Raw genomic sequence first — 15,855 nt, forward strand, 5'->3', positions numbered from 1 at the left:
CTGTTCGGAGTGCTAACCCATCATCGTTTTGGTAACGTCCGGGAGGGACGAGAAACACATATGGCAAAGATCATTGCTTTCAATGAAGAGGCCCGTCGCGGCCTTGAGCGCGGCCTCAACATCCTCGCTGACACGGTCAAGGTGACCCTCGGCCCGCGCGGACGCAACGTCGTGCTGGAGAAGAAGTGGGGCGCCCCCACGATCACCAACGACGGCGTGTCCATCGCCAAGGAGATCGAGCTCGACGACCCGTACGAGAAGATCGGTGCGGAGCTCGTCAAGGAGGTCGCCAAGAAGACTGACGACGTCGCCGGCGACGGTACGACCACCGCCACCGTCCTCGCTCAGGCCCTGGTTCGCGAAGGCCTGCGCAACGTCGCAGCCGGCGCCGACCCGATCAGCCTCAAGCGTGGCATCGAGAAGGCGACCGCTGCGGTCATCGCCGAGCTCATCGCCAGCGCCAAGGAGATCGAGACCAAGGAAGAGATCGCGGCCACGGCCTCCATCTCTGCCGGTGACGCCGAAATCGGCGCGATCATTGCCGAGGCCATCGACAAGGTCGGCAAGGAAGGTGTTGTCACCGTCGAGGAGTCGAACACCTTCGGCACCGAGCTGGAGCTCACCGAGGGCATGCGCTTCGACAAGGGCTTCCTGTCGGCGTACTTCGTCACTGACCCCGACCGTCAGGAAGCGGTCTTCGAAGACCCGTACATCCTGATCGTCAACTCCAAGGTCTCCAACATCAAGGACCTGCTGCCGATCGTCGACAAGGTCATCCAGAGCGGCAAGCAGCTGCTCATCATTGCCGAGGACGTCGACGGTGAGGCCCTGGCCACGCTCGTCGTGAACAAGATCCGTGGCATCTTCAAGTCGGTTGCCGTCAAGGCCCCCGGATTCGGCGACCGCCGCAAGGCGCAGCTGCAGGACATTGCCATCCTCACCGGTGGCCAGGTCATCTCCGAGGAGGTCGGCCTCAAGCTCGAGAACGTCACCCTCGACCTGCTCGGTAACGCCCGCAAGGTCGTCATCACCAAGGACGAGACCACCATCGTCGAGGGTGCCGGCGACGCCGAGGCCATCGCCGGTCGTGTTCAGCAGATCCGCAACGAGATCGAGAACACCGACTCGGACTACGACCGTGAGAAGCTGCAGGAGCGCCTGGCGAAGCTCGCCGGTGGCGTTGCCGTCATCAAGGCCGGCGCCGCGACGGAGGTTGAGCTCAAGGAGCGCAAGCACCGCATCGAGGACGCCGTTCGTAACGCGAAGGCAGCCGTCGAAGAGGGCATCGTCGCCGGTGGTGGCGTTGCGCTGATCCAGGCCGGCAAGACCGCATTCGAGGGCAAGGCAATTCTTGACCTCGTCGGCGACGAGGCAACCGGCGCGAACATCGTGCGTGTTGCCATCGACGCTCCGCTCAAGCAGATCGCGCTCAACGCCGGCATGGAGCCGGGCGTTGTCGCCGACAAGGTACGCAACCTGCCCGTCGGATTCGGCCTCAACGCCGCAACCGGTGAGTACGTCGACATGATCGCTGCCGGCATCAATGACCCGGTGAAGGTCACCCGCTCCGCGCTGCTGAACGCATCGTCGATCGCCGGACTCTTCCTCACCACCGAGGCCGTTGTCGCCGACAAGCCCGAGAAGAACTCGGCTCCGGCCGGCGACCCCTCTGGTGGCATGGACTTCTAAGTCCCGCAGCCCCTGCACTAACGCACCACCTCAGGCTGGGCGTCTCCTTCGGGAGGCGCCCAGCCTTTGTTGTATCCGGTGTCGGGCTACCGGGCGAACAGCCGGGCGTTGGCCTGCTCCACCTCGGCGTACTGCTGGCCGGCTTGCCCGAGCGCCTGATTGAGCGCATCCGCGCTCTGCTCGACGTGCAGCTGCGTGGTGCGCCACGCCGCGACGGCCCCCTGGAACTGGGCCGACGCCTGCCCTGTCCAGGAACCCTCCAGCCCGGTGAGTTGACCGAGTAGCGCCGCCACCTCGGCCTGGATGCGGGCCATGGTGGCGCGTGCCGCGCCGGTGGTGGTGATCAATGCATCGCTGTCGACCTGGAACTGGGTCATCAAGAGGCTCCGTCCGCTCGTGTAGGCGTCGGGGTGACGCCCGCGGGCGACGCTACGGCGTGCGGGAAGCCGCCGAAGTGCCCGAGGCGGCCCTGAGGACAACCGGCCGCCCCACCGGGCTGGGGAGGAGCGGGGCCCCGCCGCCGGCGCCGGTCAGTCCAGGGTCGGCGACGTGAGCGCCTGCGGGGCGGCGGGCGACTCGGCCAGCGGGAACCAGACCCGGAAGGTGGCTCCGCCGCCCGGGGTCTCGACGACCTCGATCGACCCGTTGTGGCTGGCCACGATGGACGCCACGATCGCCAGGCCGAGTCCGCTGCCGCCGGTTTCCCTGGCGCGGGAGGTGTCGGCCCGCCAGAAGCGCTGGAAGATCTTGTCGCGGATCTGTGGCGGGATGCCCTCGCCGTGGTCGATGATCGAGATGGAGGCCCGCTGGTTGCGGCGGTCGACGGAGACCTCGAGTTCCACCGGGCTGTCGGCCGGGCTGAACCGGAGAGCGTTGCCCATCAGATTGGTGATGACCTGGCGCACCTTGTTCTCTTCGGCCATGATCACCGCGTCCAGCTCAGGTGGGGCCTCCACAACCTCGGGGGTCTCGGCGGCGGGAGTAGCCGCATCCGTGCGCCTGGGCCTGCGCGTGCGGAGGCGGGCGAGGGTGGCGCCGGCGAACGAGATGGTGCCGGTGCCGGACGTTTCGCCCTTCGTGGCCGCACCCTTGGTCGCGGCGGCTTTGGCTGCCGCGGGCTTGGCCGGTGTCCCCTCGGCGGCAGGGGTCGGCGAAGGCGTCAGCGGGGCTGGTGCGACCTCGCCGGTGGAGTGCGCCAAATCGATGGACGACGCCGGGGCTTCCGCGTCGAACTCGGTGGGATGGCTGGTCAGTACCGTGACCTGACGACCGGGGGAGGAGGCCATCGCGTCCAGCGCGGCGTCGTGGGCGAGGGGCAGCAGGTCCACTCGGGTGAGGACGAGGGGTTTGGTCTCATCCAGCCTGGCGAGCTCGAGCAGGTCCTCGACGAGACCGCCCATGCGGATCGCCTCCTTCTCGATCCGCTCCATGGCCTGGGCCACGTCTTCGGGGGTCTGCAGTGCGCCCATCCGGTAGAGCTCGGCGTAGCCGCGTACCGAGACCAGTGGGGTGCGCAGCTCGTGGCTGGCGTCACCGACGAAGCGGCGCATCTGGTCGATCGTGCGGGCCCGGTCCTTGAAGGCCCGGTCGATGCGGCTGAGCATGGTGTTGAGGGACCGATTGAGCCGGCCGACCTCGGTATTGGGGGTGGCCCCGCCCAGCCGTTGGCTGAAGTCGCCGTCGGCGATGGCCGCCGCCGTACGCTCGGCCTCGCGCAGCGGCGCGAAGGTCGTGGTGACGAGCAGCCGGGTGAGCATGGCGCCCACCAGCACCACGCCCACCCCGAAGCCGAGGAAGATGCTGAGGTACGTGTTGACGGTGTTCTGCGCTGATTGCAGGGACACAGCCATCAGCAGGGTGCCGTAGGTGCCGGTGGAGTTGATCACGAACGGCACCGCCACCGCGTGGAACTCGGTGGAGCCTTCCGCGTCAGAGAGCTTCTGCACGGCGCCGTTCATGGCGATCACGCTGGGCAGGTCCAACGCCATGGTCACCGCGGGCAGGCTGGAGCGCGGGCGGTCCCGCCAGGTGCGGTCCTTCAGAACACCGTTCTGGTCATAGATCGCGACAAAGTAGTCGGAGTCCACCCCGGCGGCGCTGCCGTTGGCCATCGAGTTGCGATAGTCCATCAGGGTGGTCTGCGCCTCGGTCTGCAGGCTGGCATCCACCTGCTGCACGACGTAGTTGCGCAGGATGACCATGGTGCCCACCCCGGAGACGAGCAGGCCGAGGGTCAGCATCAGCACGGTCACACCGGTGATCTTGGAGCGGAGCGAAATCCGGCTCCAACGGTCCATCAGGGCCACATGCATGGTTCCAGTCTAAGGAGGGGAAACTGGGTCTATGCCTTGGCGGCCTTGAGCATGTAGCCGAAGCCGCGCTTGGTCTGGATCAGCGGCTCGCTGGAGTGCATGTCCACCTTGCGGCGCAGGTAGGAGATGTAGGACTCCACGATGCCCGCATCGCCGTTGAAGTCGTACTCCCAGACGTGGTCGAGAATCTGCGCCTTGGAGAGTACCCGGTTCGGGTTGAGCATCAGGTAGCGCAGCAGCTTGAACTCGGTGGGGCTGAGCTCGATGGGCTGGTCGCCGACGAGGACTTCGTGGGTGTCCTGGTCCATGGTGAGCTCGCCGGCACGGATGACCGCGTCTTCGTCGGCGTGCATGGTGCGGCGCAGGATGGCCTTGATCCGTGCCACTATCTCGTCGAGGCTGAACGGCTTGGTGACGTAGTCGTCGCCACCGACGGTGAGGCCGGTGATCTTGTCTTCGGTGTCGTCCTTGGCTGTGAGGAAGAGGATCGGCGCGGTGTAACCGGCCGAACGGAGGCGTTTGGTGACGCCGAAGCCGTTCATGTCGGGCAGCATCACGTCGAGGATGATCAGATCGGGCTCTTCCTCAAGCACGGCGGAAATCGCCTGGGCACCGTTTCCCACGGCGCGCACGGCGAACCCGGCGAAGCGGAGGCTGGTGGTGAGAAGATCCCGGATATTGGGTTCGTCGTCAACGATAAGGATGCGGGGGCCGTCAGTCATGCCCCTAGTATCTGCGCGTTAGCTGGTGCTTTCCTGTGAGTGGGCGGTATGTGTGCGGATGATCCGGTGACAGCGCTTTCGGCAGGTCGAGGTCGTCTTCCGCGGCGCGTCAGGGTGGACCAGCGCCGACTGGCGGATGAGAGCATAGCCTGGGAAGACCTGCTCGATCCGTCACCGGGCGCCGCCTGAACGCACACCCGTCGCCGTCGCACCGCGGCCCAACACCACAAGGAGTCAGATGGTCAGCTCGACCGACCCGACCGGGGTCATCCGGCCCCGGCTGGACGTGCCCCGGCGCCGCATCAACGGGCGTGACTTCGACTTCGCGCGTGAGGTGGCGGTAATGGCGGTGATCAACCGCACGCCGGACTCCTTCTATGATCAGGGCGCCACTTTCGCGCTCGATCAGGCCGTGGCGGCGGCACATCGGGCCATCGACGACGGCGCCGACTGGGTCGACATCGGCGGGGCCAAGTTCGCCCCGGGTCCGGCCGTTCCGGTCGCGGAGGAGATCGACCGGGTGGTACCCGTCGTCGCCGCCCTACGGGGCACCGGCGTCGTGATCTCCGTCGACACCTTCGACCCCGACGTGGCCAGGGCCAGCATCAACGCCGGCGCGCACGTGATCAACGACACCACCGGTGTGCACGACCCGCGGATGGCCGAGGTCGTCGCGGACAGCGACGCCACTCTGGTGATCACGCACAGCCTGGCCCGGCCCCGCACGCCGTACCCGGCGCCGCAGTACACCGACGTCGCCGCCGAGGTGTCCGGCTTCCTGCAGGCCAGGGTGCAGCGCGCCCTCGACCACGGGATGCCGGCCGACCGGCTGGTGATCGATCCCGGGCACGACCTGAACAAGAACACCCGGCACTCCCTCGAGCTGACCCGCCGGTTGGCGGAGATCACCACGCTCGGCCTGCCCACGCTGGTGGCGGTCTCGAACAAGGACTTCATCGGAGAGACCCTCGACCGGGGCCGCGACCAGCGAGTGGAGGGCACCCTCGCCGCCGTCGTCTACTGCATCATGCAGGGCGCCCGCATCGTGCGGGTGCACAACGTGGCGGCCGCGGTGGACGCCGTGCGGATGACCGAAGCTATTCTCGGCTGGCGCGAACCGGCGTACCTGCGCCACAACCTCACCTGATGAGCGCCATCGATCCCGGCGACGTGCTGGCCCGCTACACGGTGCACGACAGGTCCGCCCCGCACCTGCGGGTGAACTTCATCAGCAGCCTGGACGGCGCCGCCACCCACGACGGCCTGAGCGGCGGGCTCGGCGACGACGCCGACAAGTTGGTTTTCGACACCGTGCGGATGCTCACCGACGTGATCCTCGTCGGTGCGGGCACCGTGCGCGCCGAGGGCTACGGGGGCATCCGGTTCACCGACGAGGCGGTGGCCTGGCGAGTTGCCCACGCGCTACCGGAGCACCCGCCGGTGGCGTTGGTGTCCGGCCGTCTCGACCTGGACCCGGCGCACCCGGTGTTCACCGCCGCCGCCACCCGGCCGATCGTGATCACCCACGCCCAGGCCCCCGCCCAACGCCGGGCGGCGCTCGCCGCGGTGGCCGACGTGTGGGTCTGCGGGGAGGCATCCGTCGACCATGCGTTGATGGTGCGCGCGCTCACCGCGCGGGGCTACCCGCAGGTGCTCTGCGAGGGCGGCCCGAGCCTGTTCGGCTCACTCCTGGCCGCGGATGCCGTGGACGAGCTCTGCCTCACCCTGGCCCCGCTGCTGGAGTCCGGCCGGGCAGCGCGCATCGCCGGCGCGCCGGACGCATCGCCGCGCCGGATGCGCCTGGCCCACGCCCTCCCGGCCGGCGACACCCTGCTGCTGCGCTACCTTCGCGCCCGCGAACTGTGAGCTGAGCCCCTAAAACTTGGCGATTCTGGGGCTTTTCTCTCAGTTCGCGGCCACGGTGGGACGGGCGAGGGAGTGCGCGTCGAGGATCGTGTACGAGTAGCCCTGCTCGGCCAGGAAACGTTGGCGGTTCTGGGCGAAGTCCTGATCGACGGTGTCGCGGGCGACGAGGGTGTAGAAGCTGGCGGTGAGGCCGGACTCCTTCGGGCGCAGCAGCCGGCCGAGGCGTTGGGCCTCCTCCTGCCGGGACCCGTAGGATCCGGATACCTGGATGGCGACGGAGGCCTCGGGCAGGTCGATCGAGAAGTTAGCCACCTTCGACACCACGAGCAGGTTCTCCTCTCCCACCCTGAACGCCTGGTACAGCCGTTCGCGTTCATCCACCGGCGTGGCCCCGGTGAGCTTGGGCGCCTGCAGGGCCTCGGCGAGCTCGTCGATCTGGTCGAGGTACTGGCCGATCACGAGGATGCGTTCGCCGGGGTGCATCGCCACCAGCTCCTTGACGATGTCCAGCTTCGCCGGCGCGGTGGCGGCCATCCGGTAGCGCTCGTCGTCGGGCGCAGCGGCGTAACGGAGCCGCTCGCTGTGGGGCAGGTCGATGCGTACCTCGAAGCAGGCGGCGGGGGAGATGAAGCCCTGGGCCTCGATCTCCTTCCACGGGGCGTCGAACCGCTTGGGCCCGATCAGGCTGAAGACGTCGCCCTCGCGGCCGTCCTCGCGCACCAGGGTGGCGGTCAGGCCGAGCCGGCGCCGGGCCTGCAACTCGGCGGTGAGCTTGAACACCGGGGCGGGCAGCAGATGTACCTCGTCGTAGATCACCAGGCCCCAGTCCATGGCGTCGAGCAGCTCGAGGTGCGCGTACTCGCCCTTCCGCTTGGCGGTGAGGATTTGGTAGGTCGCGATGGTGACGGGCTTGACCTCCTTGACCTGGCCGGAGTATTCGCCGATCTCCTCCGCCGTGAGGGTGGTGCGCTTCTGCAACTCGTCGCGCCACTGCCGGGCAGAGACCGTGTTGGTGACCAGGATCAGGGTGTTGGTCTTGGCGGTGGCCATCGCGCCGGCGCCCACGAGGGTCTTGCCCGCGCCGCAGGGCAGCACCACGACGCCGGAGCCGGCCTCGAAGAAGTTCGCCACGGCCTTGTGCTGGTAGTCACGCAGCGCCCAACCGTCTTCCAGCAGCGCGATGTCGTGCGGGGTGCCCGGGGTATAGCCGGCGAGGTCCTCGGCGGGCCAGCCGAGCTTCACCAGCTCCTGCTTGAGCTGCCCGCGCGCCCACGGCGCCACCAGGAACGAGTCCGGGGTGGGCTGGCCGATCAGCAGCGGGGCGATGCGCCGCGCACCGGCCACCTCGGTGAGCACCGGCGCGTCGAGACTGCGCAGCACCAGCTGGCCCTCGGGGTCCCGGTCGATGACCAGGCGGCCGTAGCGGCCCACGGTCTCTTCGAGGTCGACCGTGACGGTCTGCGGAATCGCGAACTTGGAGTATTTCTCGAGCGTGGCCAGCATGTTGGCCGCGTCATGCCCGGCGGCGCGGGCGTTCCAGAGGCCGAGCCGGGTGATGCGGTAGGTGTGGATGTGTTCCGGCGCGCGTTCCAGTTCGGCGAACACGGCCAGGTCGTGCCGGGCATCCTCGGCCAGAGGGTGCGCGACTTCGAGCAGAACCGTGCGGTCACTTTGGACGATCAGCGGGCCATCGGACATAAGCAACAATGCTACGCCCGTGGGCTGTGACCGTACCTACCCGCGTACGGGGGTGCGCCCGACCGGCCCCGCCGCCGGGTCAGGGAGCGGGGACGATGCTGACGACGCTGGAGAGCGGCAGTGTGCGCTCGATATCGGCCCGACGGTCCCGGGCGCGGAACCGGCCGCCGCCGACGCTGGCCGGTTCGAGGAGGTAGTCCACCACATCGCCGCCGGGCATCTGCACGCTCACCAGCACCGTCTGCCGGTGCTTGATGGCGGAATCCAATTGCCGGGCCAGCCAGGCGTGCGCGGCCTTCGCCTCGCCGCCGTCGGTGGCGCGCAACTCCTCGACGAGCGCGACCGTGGGGTCCGGTATCTCCACCCGGCTCGAACGGAGGACGGGGTGCCGGCGCGGATGCACCACCTCACCTGCCGCGTTCTCGGCGGCGACGGGGTAGCGGGCGTCGGTGAGCGCCCAGAACACAGTGCCGGCGGGATGGGGGCTGGTGAGGCGGCTGGGGGAGACCGTTGTCAGCGCGAGCGCCGTGAACGTCTGGTCGACGGCGATGGCGCCGAGCACCGCGGTGTCCTCGGACGCGATGTAGCTGGGCCCGGCCGGGTCCTCCGGGTCGATGCGGCCCACCCGCACCGTCCCATACCGGCTGGCGGCGTCACGGATGAGGTAGTCCACCGGCTGCGGGACACCGGTGAGCGAGATCGTGGCCAGGAAGTGCAGGATGGAGTCTGCGTCGTCGCCGGTCGCGAGGGCGCGGTTGACCGACGCACCGCTCAACCGGTAGCTGGACGCCAGCTCGCGGCTCTCGACATCCGCGAAGGTGCGCAACCGGGCGTCGATCGAGGCTGACAACGGGCCGGGGGCCACGATCGAGAGATCGTGCTGCAGGTAGACGGTACCCACCTCGGCGGGCAGCGACGCGGCGATGGCGGCGATGGCGGCGTCGATGTCGCCGCGAAGCACTGAGGCGCCGGCCGGGCTGGTGGACTGGCGAGCGGTGATGCCGATCAGCTCGCCCTCGTGAGCGAAGTCGGCGATGCGGTCATCCATCCAGGTGCCGCCGGCCGGGTACAGCCAGTCCACAAAACGGTGCAGGGCATCGCCCCAGGCCACGCCGGGCCGCTCGGCGACGATCTGGCGGACGTCGGCGGGCAGGGCAGCCAGCCAAGATGCGGCCAGCACGCCCCAACGGGCCGGTGCGTTCTCGAGCAGCCAGGCCACTCCCTCGGCGGACTCCGACCAGTAACCGGAGCCCAGGGTGACCAGTTCGGCGCGGGCGGCGATGCCCACAAGTGGGGCAACGGCGTCCAGGTCGACCCGCATGGCGACGGAAAGACGTTTGGTGTCCGGCAGGCCGAGGCCGCCCCGACTGAGTTCGCGGGCCGGCTCCTGGCTGAGTTCGGTGAGGAGTTCGGCGATCGAGGAGACGGCGGTGAAGGCACGCTCGGCGGCCAGTCGCTCAGTGAAACGGCTGTCGGTGGCCGAGAGCGGGGCCAGTGGGGTGGGGGCGGGCACCCCGGCCAGCTCGGCGGCGCTGGGCAGACCTTCCTCCGGCCAGGACCGAAGGCGTTCGGCGACGGCTGCATACGGCCGCACGGTGTCGCCTGTGCGCACCAGGAGCAACAGCTCGTCGAGGCGGTCGACGCGAGCGGAGATGTCGTCGGCGTTCAGGGTGTCGTGCCCGAGGTCGGCCAGTCGTTCGACAAGTTCGGCCATCGGGGCGGCGCCCAGTTCGCCGGCCACGGCCAGAACGGCGAGGGTGCTGCGGTCCAGGTGCGCGAGCGTCGACTGGATCGCTGCGGGCTCGAGGAGCGCTTCGGCGAGGTCGAAGAAGTCGTGGATGCCGTGCGGGGGAATCGATCGGAGCACGATAGTGCGGCGCAGTGCTGCGTCGTTCAGTGCGCGGAGGCGTGAGGCGAGCGTCAGCATGTCGGTTACTCCAGTTTCTGTCGAGCCTCGCGAGCACGGCGGACTCCGCTGACGACCATCAGGGCGATGATCAACAGGAAGCCGAGGGGAAGACCGAAGAGGGGCAGAGTGAGCACGGCGGGCCAGACGCCCTTGCTGAATCCGTCGTTGTCGCCGGCCCCGGCCGCGGTGCCGAGAATCACGGCGAGGAAGGCCAGGATGGACAGCCCGACCACACCCGCAACCATGTAGGCCAGGATCTTCTCGAGCCGGCCGGGGTCGTGGGGAGTTTGAGTGGTCACAGACCTAAGGATACGGGGCATAGTCAGCTACAACGGAATATGCTGAGTGAAGCGGCGCGTATTCTGCGCGCCTCAAAATCACAGCGAGGTTCAGATGCCCACCGGCAAAGTCAAGTTCTACGACGAGGAGAAGGGCTTTGGCTTCATCACGTCCGATGAAGGCCACGAGGTCTTCCTGCACGCTTCCGCAGTGCCCGCCGGAGTGACGGTGAAGGCCGGGATGAAGCTCGAGTTCGGCATCGCCGACGGCAAGCGCGGCGCTCAGGCGCTGTCCGTGCGCGTGATCGAGGCTCCGCCGAGCCTGGCCAAGCTCAGCCGCAAGCCGGCTGACGACATGGCCATCATCGTCGAGGACCTGGTGAAGTTGCTCGACGGTATCGGCTCGAGCCTCCGCCGCGGTCGGTACCCCGACTCCGCGCACAGCAAGAAGATCGCGGCCGTGCTGCGCAAGGTCGCCGAGGAACTGGATGCTTAATCCTTTCGACCCCACCCCGCCCCAGGCCCCGCCGGTCGTTCCGACCGACACCCCGGCGGCTGAGGCTCCCGTCGACGAACCCACGGCCGACGAGACCATTGTCGTCGACGACGGCCGGGCGGGTGCGACGGGGGACGGTCCCGCCGAGGACGCCGAGGACGCCGACGACGTTGCCGACGACGAGGTCTTCGAGGCCGATGAGGTGCTCGTGGCCGCCGTCGACCAGGCCAGGTCCGCTCTCGAACTGATCACCCCGGCCGACACGATCGGTGAACCGCTCGGTTACATCGTCGAGGGTGAGCACGTGCTGTCGCTGCTCTTCGACTGCCTGATGACCGGTTACCCGGGCTGGCGCTGGACGGTCAGCCTGTCCCGCGTCGACGGCGACTCCGAGCCGCAGGTGCTGGAAACCGAACTCATGCCTGGCGACGATGCCCTGCTCGCTCCGGAATGGGTGCCGTGGAGCGACCGGCTCGCTGACTCCAAGGTCGCCGAGGAGCTGGCTGCCGCCGGGTTCGCCGAGTCCGACGACGACGACAGCGACGACAGCGACGACGATGACGACAGCGACGACGACGATCATGATGATGACGACGACGACAGTGACGACGACGACGACAGTGACGACGACGACGACAGTGACGACGACGACGAGAGCGCAGAGTCCGACGACGCCGTCGACAACGGCGTCGACGTTCTCGACGGGATCGACGTGGACGAGGCGCTAGCGGCGTCTGAACAGCACGAAGCCGAGTCCGCAGAGGCCGAGGCCCAGACCGATGACGGCGCACCACAGCCACCAGCCCAGGCCGGCGTCGTTCAGTTCAGCTCGGAAGACGACGGCCAGCACGAGCAGCACTAGCCAGCCGACCGAACCCGCTGCCACCGCTTTCCGCGCATTAGCGCGGGCGGGCAGCGGGTCGGGCCGCCGTTCGCTGTCTCTGAGCCAGAAACGCATGGGCGACTAACCCAGGTTGGCCACTACGTATTCGATCGACGAGACGAGCTTGCGCACGTCCGCCGGGTCGATGGCCGTGAAGGTGGCGACACGCAACTGGTTGCGACCGAGCTTGCGGTACGGCTCGGTGTCGACGATGCCGTTGGCACGCAGGATTTTGGCAATGGCCGCGGCATCGATCGCGTCGTCGAAGTCGATCGTGGCGACGACCTGTGAGCGGTGGCTCGGGTCGGTCACGAACGGCGTCGCGTAGTCCACGGTCGCGGCCCAGTCGTAGAGCACCGAGGAGGACTCCGCGGTGCGCGCCGACGCCCAGGCCAAGCCGCCGTTGCCGTTGATCCAGTCGAGCTGGTTCTCCATCAGCAGCAGGGTCGACACGGCGGGCGTGTTGAGCGTCTGCTTGAGACGGGAGTTGTCGATGGCGTTCTTGAGGCTGAGGAATTCGGGGATGTACCGCCCGCTGGCGGCGATGCGTTCGACGCGCTCAATGGCCGCGGGGGAAAACAGAGCCAGCCAGATGCCGCCGTCAGAGGCGAGGTTCTTCTGCGGAGCGAAGTAGTAGACATCGGCCTGGTCGGCCTCGAAGTCGATGCCGGCGGCGGCGCTGGTGGCGTCGATGACGGTCAGGGCGCCAGCGTCTCCGTGCACCCGGGTGACCGGGGCCATCACGCCGGTAGACGTTTCGTTCTGCGGCCAGGCGTACACGTCGATGCCCTCGGTGGGTACGGCGGTGGCGCGCGAGCCGGGGGCGGCCTTGATGACATCGGGAGCCGTGAGGAACGGCGCGGCGGCGGCGGCGGCGAACTTGCCACCGAACTCACCGAAAACGAGGTTCTGGGCGCGGGTCTCGATGAGCGAGAACGCGGCAGCGTCCCAGAACGCGGTCGAGCCGCCGTTGCCCATGACGAGCTCGTAGCCCTCCGGGGCGCGGAACAGGTCGGTGAGGCCGGTGCGGACGCGCCCGACCAGGTTCTTCACCGGTGCCTGGCGGTGGGAGGTGCCCAGGATGCTCGCGCCGGCGCCGGACAGGTAGTCCAGCTGCTCCTGACGGATCTTGGACGGGCCGCAGCCAAAACGTCCATCGGCGGGCAGTAATTCTGTGGGGATCTGTAGGTCCGGCATAACAGGATTCTAGTTGCCCGCCTCGCACGGGTAGTGTTGTGGCGTTGCACATATGGCCGAGCGGGAGGCTGCGGATGACTGACCTTATCGACACGACCGAAATGTATCTCCGCACCATCCTCGACCTCGAGGAGGAGAACATCGTTCCCCTCCGGGCCCGCATCTCCGAGCGGTTGGGTCACTCCGGACCGACGGTGTCCCAGACCGTCGCCCGGATGGAGCGCGATGGTCTCGTCGTCGTCTCCGGCGACCGGCACCTCGAGCTCACTCTCACCGGCCGCACCAAGGCCGTGCATGTGATGCGCAAGCACCGCCTCGCGGAACGCCTGCTCAGCGACGTCATCGGTCTCGAGTGGGAGTTCGTCCACGACGAAGCCTGCCGCTGGGAACACGTGATGAGCGAACAGGTCGAGCGCAAGATCCTCGAAATTCTCGGTCACCCCACCGAATCCCCGTACGGAAACCCGATTCCCGGCCTCGACGAACTGGGCGACTCCCCGGCCGTGGCATTCATGGCGGGCGTCACCAACCTGCTCGACGTCGTCGCGGCGTCGCAGGCCCCCGTGACTGCCGTCATCCGTCGGCTGGGGGAGCCCGTGCAGTTCGACCCGGTTCTCCTCGCTCAGCTCAAGCAGTCCGGTGTTCTGCCGGGCAACACCGGTGTGTTCTCCGCCGTGGGCTCCTACGTTCTGGTGCAGGTGGAGGGCTTCGGCGCTGGCCTGGAACTACCCAACGAGGTCGCCGGTCACATCTTCGTGACCACCCCCGTCACCGGCTCCTAGCCGGACCGGATTTCCGGCGAAATTCACCGTCCTGTTACCAATTCGTTAGAAATCGTGCATTTTGGGTGACAAACCGGATTCGGTCACGTAGCCTCGACCTGCCCACAGATCAGAGACCGATCGTCGGGCCCGCGCAAGACGTCTCTACCCTTCCCGTCGCTTGCTGCGGAAATTCACGCGTTCACTCGCACCTGGACGGGGCAACTTCCTAGTGTTGTCGAGGCGCCGGAGGTCCGAATTGACTCTGTTAAGAAGAAGACTGTCCAGCCGCGGTCGACGTGCCACTGCTGTGGCCATACGCCCCGCTCCGGCCGATCCGATGCGCGCGACACAATCCGAGGTGGGGCCGCGCATCGTCATGAGGCCGGGGGAGCCCGTCAGGCGATCCAGACTCCGCAGCACAGTGGGTCCGGTCGTGATGATGACCCTGGCCACCGGTCTCGTCGCCACCATGGCGCTGCCGGCCTACGCGTTCGCCCCGGCGGACCCCGCGGGTAACTTCGCGGCCACGGACGCCACCGAGCTGACCCAGGCGGGCGCCCAGGGGGTGGCCGTCGATGACGGTGCCGCTTCGGTCTCGGTCGCCCAGGACGCCTTCGCGGCCACGCCACAGGCTGAGATCGACGCCGCCGAGGCCGCCGAGGCCGCCGAAGCCGCCGAGGCCGCGCGAGCGGCCGCGGCGACCTCAATGACCACCTATGCGGAGTCGTTCACCGGCCCGTCGGCGGCCGACTACCTGGCCAGCTCGGCCTACCCGAGCTTCAGCCTCTCGTCGGTCTACAGCGTTGCGTTGCAATATCAGGGCGTTCCCTACGTGTACGGGGGTGCCACCCCGGCCGGGTTCGACTGCTCCGGCTTCGTGATGTACGTATATGCACAGTTCGGCATCTCCCTGCCTCACTCTTCCACCGGACAGGGCGCGGCCGGCACCCGGATCGACCTGGCGGATGCCCAGCCGGGCGACCTGGTGATCATGGACGGCCACGACGGGTTCTACGCCGGCAACGGCAACATCCTGCACGCGCCGTACGAAGGGGCGGCGGTGCGGGTACAGCCGATCTGGACCGCTGACTATTACATCGTGCGATTGGGCATCTGAGCCGTTTGATCTGGCCGCTCCTGAGACCGCCCGGGTAAACACTGGGTTACGCATAGCACAAATGGTGCGACACGTTTTCGTAGCGCACCATTTGTGGGTTAACCTGATGCCCTGATGTTCTGCGGGATTTTGGGAGAGCCAATGCGCAAGCTACGCACGATCCACACCATGGATGTGCGCGGACACTTCGCGCTGCGGCACAGCAGTCAAATCTGTCTGGGTGTCGTGTGCCCCGAGCACACCGAAGCCCATGGGGCGTTGTCATGATGACGACGCCCTTTTTGTTTGCCCGCATCTCCTCCCCGTCGACGCCAGACAGCAGTTCGAATGGCTGGAAGCCGTCCAGCCTTTTTCGAAAGGGAGCGCATGCGCACACTGGTCCTTAACGCGGGATATGAACCTCTCGCGGTCGTGTCGTTCAAGCGGGCACTCGTGCTCGTCATGAACCAGAAGGCAACAATCATTCAGGCGGACCAGGGGCACCCGGTCTGGGCGGCGACGGAGTCGTGGGAGCGGCCCAGCGTCATCCTGCTCACCCGTTACGTGCGCCTGCCGCGGTCGCGGGCCGTGCCGGTCAGCAGGCGCGGAGTGCTGCGGCGCGACGACCACCGCTGCGGCTACTGCGGCAAGAACGCCAGCACCATCGACCACGTGCAGCCGCGGTCACGCGGCGGCCGCGACACCTGGGACAACCTCGTGGCCTGCTGCCTGCGCTGCAACAACCTCAAGAGCGACCGCACACCCGCCGAAATGGGCTGGGACCTGCGCTTCGACCCCCGGATGCCGCAGGGCACCACCTGGGTGGTCAGTGGCGTGGAACGACCGTTGCCGCAGTGGGACGAGTTCCTCGCGCCGGCCGCCGCGTAGTCTCATCGCTCGGCTCGACTTTGTGGATGTGCACCCCTTTGTAGTGCCATTGTCACG

15 protein-coding genes and 1 pseudogene are annotated in these 15,855 nt (G+C 67.9%); 8 read left to right on the plus strand and 8 right to left on the minus strand.

Annotated features, from left to right (window positions below; all coding sequences use genetic code 11):
• Positions 1–60: 60 nt before the first annotated feature.
• The gene (groL, locus tag E3T19_RS03390) at positions 61–1,689 is read left to right on the plus strand and encodes a chaperonin GroEL (protein WP_088457035.1); all 1,629 of its coding nucleotides are present in this window, start codon (positions 61–63) and stop codon (positions 1,687–1,689) included.
• Positions 1,690–1,775: 86 nt separating this feature from the next.
• On the opposite strand, the gene E3T19_RS03395 is transcribed toward groL, so the two are convergent.
• From E3T19_RS03395 to E3T19_RS03405, 3 genes are all read right to left on the minus strand, one after another.
• Positions 1,776–2,066 (minus strand): WXG100 family type VII secretion target, encoded by a 291-nt coding sequence (locus E3T19_RS03395; RefSeq protein ID WP_088457034.1) that lies wholly within the window; start codon positions 2,064–2,066, stop codon positions 1,776–1,778.
• 153 nt (positions 2,067–2,219) lie between these two features.
• Entirely contained in the window at positions 2,220–4,001 is a 1,782-nt protein-coding gene (locus tag E3T19_RS03400; RefSeq protein ID WP_088457033.1) for a cell wall metabolism sensor histidine kinase WalK, read from the minus strand.
• A 29-nt stretch (positions 4,002–4,030) separates the two neighbouring features.
• Entirely contained in the window at positions 4,031–4,723 is a 693-nt protein-coding gene (locus E3T19_RS03405) for a response regulator transcription factor (protein WP_066597326.1), read from the minus strand.
• Positions 4,724–4,961: 238 nt separating this feature from the next.
• On the opposite strand from E3T19_RS03405, the gene folP reads away from it, so the two are divergent.
• Positions 4,962–5,870 (plus strand): dihydropteroate synthase, encoded by a 909-nt coding sequence (gene folP / locus E3T19_RS03410; protein ID WP_134408124.1) that lies wholly within the window; start codon positions 4,962–4,964, stop codon positions 5,868–5,870.
• Complete coding sequence (locus tag E3T19_RS03415; protein ID WP_088457031.1) at positions 5,870–6,589, plus strand: pyrimidine reductase family protein; 720 nt, start codon at positions 5,870–5,872, stop codon at positions 6,587–6,589. Before folP ends, E3T19_RS03415 begins: the two co-directional genes overlap by 1 nt.
• A 39-nt stretch (positions 6,590–6,628) precedes the next feature.
• Here E3T19_RS03415 and E3T19_RS03420 read toward each other — a convergent pair whose 3' ends face one another.
• From E3T19_RS03420 to E3T19_RS03430, 3 genes are all read right to left on the minus strand, one after another.
• Complete coding sequence (locus E3T19_RS03420) at positions 6,629–8,287, minus strand: DNA repair helicase XPB (protein WP_088457030.1); 1,659 nt, start codon at positions 8,285–8,287, stop codon at positions 6,629–6,631.
• Between the two features lie 79 nt (positions 8,288–8,366).
• Positions 8,367–10,214, minus strand: coding sequence for a helicase-associated domain-containing protein (locus tag E3T19_RS03425; RefSeq protein ID WP_088457029.1), 1,848 nt, complete (start codon positions 10,212–10,214; stop codon positions 8,367–8,369).
• A 5-nt stretch (positions 10,215–10,219) separates the two neighbouring features.
• Entirely contained in the window at positions 10,220–10,495 is a 276-nt protein-coding gene (locus E3T19_RS03430) for a hypothetical protein (RefSeq protein ID WP_088457028.1), read from the minus strand.
• Between the two features lie 94 nt (positions 10,496–10,589).
• On the opposite strand from E3T19_RS03430, the gene E3T19_RS03435 reads away from it, so the two are divergent.
• The gene (locus E3T19_RS03435; RefSeq protein ID WP_088457027.1) at positions 10,590–10,970 is read left to right on the plus strand and encodes a cold-shock protein; all 381 of its coding nucleotides are present in this window, start codon (positions 10,590–10,592) and stop codon (positions 10,968–10,970) included.
• Positions 10,963–11,832: a DUF3027 domain-containing protein gene (locus E3T19_RS03440; RefSeq protein ID WP_134408125.1), complete on the plus strand. Its 870-nt coding sequence runs from the start codon at positions 10,963–10,965 to the stop codon at positions 11,830–11,832. The genes E3T19_RS03435 and E3T19_RS03440 overlap by 8 nt, the downstream gene beginning before the upstream one ends.
• Here E3T19_RS03440 and E3T19_RS19305 read toward each other — a convergent pair.
• Positions 11,758–11,928 (minus strand): annotated as a pseudogene (locus E3T19_RS19305) (DUF2530 domain-containing protein); the annotation flags it as partial. The gene E3T19_RS03440 and the pseudogene E3T19_RS19305 overlap by 75 nt on opposite strands.
• 6 nt (positions 11,929–11,934) lie before the next feature.
• Positions 11,935–13,050 (minus strand): phosphoserine transaminase, encoded by a 1,116-nt coding sequence (serC, locus tag E3T19_RS03445; protein WP_088457025.1) that lies wholly within the window; start codon positions 13,048–13,050, stop codon positions 11,935–11,937.
• Between the two features lie 74 nt (positions 13,051–13,124).
• Here serC and E3T19_RS03450 point away from each other — a divergent pair, with 74 nt between their 5' ends.
• The 3 genes from E3T19_RS03450 (at position 13,125) to E3T19_RS03465 (ending at position 15,798) form a co-directional block, all read left to right on the plus strand.
• Positions 13,125–13,832, plus strand: a complete 708-nt coding sequence (locus tag E3T19_RS03450; protein WP_134408126.1) for a metal-dependent transcriptional regulator — start codon at positions 13,125–13,127, stop codon at positions 13,830–13,832.
• Between the two features lie 418 nt (positions 13,833–14,250).
• The gene (locus E3T19_RS18860; protein ID WP_241979981.1) at positions 14,251–14,931 is read left to right on the plus strand and encodes a C40 family peptidase; all 681 of its coding nucleotides are present in this window, start codon (positions 14,251–14,253) and stop codon (positions 14,929–14,931) included.
• 366 nt (positions 14,932–15,297) lie between these two features.
• The gene (locus E3T19_RS03465; RefSeq protein ID WP_088457022.1) at positions 15,298–15,798 is read left to right on the plus strand and encodes an HNH endonuclease; all 501 of its coding nucleotides are present in this window, start codon (positions 15,298–15,300) and stop codon (positions 15,796–15,798) included.
• The last annotated feature ends 57 nt before the right edge of the window (positions 15,799–15,855 follow it).

It is taken from the genome of Cryobacterium sp. TMT4-31 (assembly GCF_004403385.1).
GTDB lineage: Bacteria > Actinomycetota > Actinomycetes > Actinomycetales > Microbacteriaceae > Cryobacterium > Cryobacterium zongtaii.

Coding starts and splice junctions, on each gene's coding strand:
- groL (WP_088457035.1), top strand. CDS start 61: ATGGCAAAGATCATTGCTTTCAATGAAGAGGCCCGTCGCGGCCTTGAG.
- E3T19_RS03395 (WP_088457034.1), bottom strand. CDS start 2,066: ATGACCCAGTTCCAGGTCGACAGCGATGCATTGATCACCACCACCGGC.
- E3T19_RS03400 (WP_088457033.1), bottom strand. CDS start 4,001: ATGCATGTGGCCCTGATGGACCGTTGGAGCCGGATTTCGCTCCGCTCC.
- E3T19_RS03405 (WP_066597326.1), bottom strand. CDS start 4,723: ATGACTGACGGCCCCCGCATCCTTATCGTTGACGACGAACCCAATATC.
- folP (WP_134408124.1), top strand. CDS start 4,962: ATGGTCAGCTCGACCGACCCGACCGGGGTCATCCGGCCCCGGCTGGAC.
- E3T19_RS03415 (WP_088457031.1), top strand. CDS start 5,870: ATGAGCGCCATCGATCCCGGCGACGTGCTGGCCCGCTACACGGTGCAC.
- E3T19_RS03420 (WP_088457030.1), bottom strand. CDS start 8,287: ATGTCCGATGGCCCGCTGATCGTCCAAAGTGACCGCACGGTTCTGCTC.
- E3T19_RS03425 (WP_088457029.1), bottom strand. CDS start 10,214: ATGCTGACGCTCGCCTCACGCCTCCGCGCACTGAACGACGCAGCACTG.
- E3T19_RS03435 (WP_088457027.1), top strand. CDS start 10,590: ATGCCCACCGGCAAAGTCAAGTTCTACGACGAGGAGAAGGGCTTTGGC.
- E3T19_RS03440 (WP_134408125.1), top strand. CDS start 10,963: ATGCTTAATCCTTTCGACCCCACCCCGCCCCAGGCCCCGCCGGTCGTT.
- serC (WP_088457025.1), bottom strand. CDS start 13,050: ATGCCGGACCTACAGATCCCCACAGAATTACTGCCCGCCGATGGACGT.
- E3T19_RS03450 (WP_134408126.1), top strand. CDS start 13,125: ATGACTGACCTTATCGACACGACCGAAATGTATCTCCGCACCATCCTC.
- E3T19_RS18860 (WP_241979981.1), top strand. CDS start 14,251: ATGATGACCCTGGCCACCGGTCTCGTCGCCACCATGGCGCTGCCGGCC.
- E3T19_RS03465 (WP_088457022.1), top strand. CDS start 15,298: ATGCGCACACTGGTCCTTAACGCGGGATATGAACCTCTCGCGGTCGTG.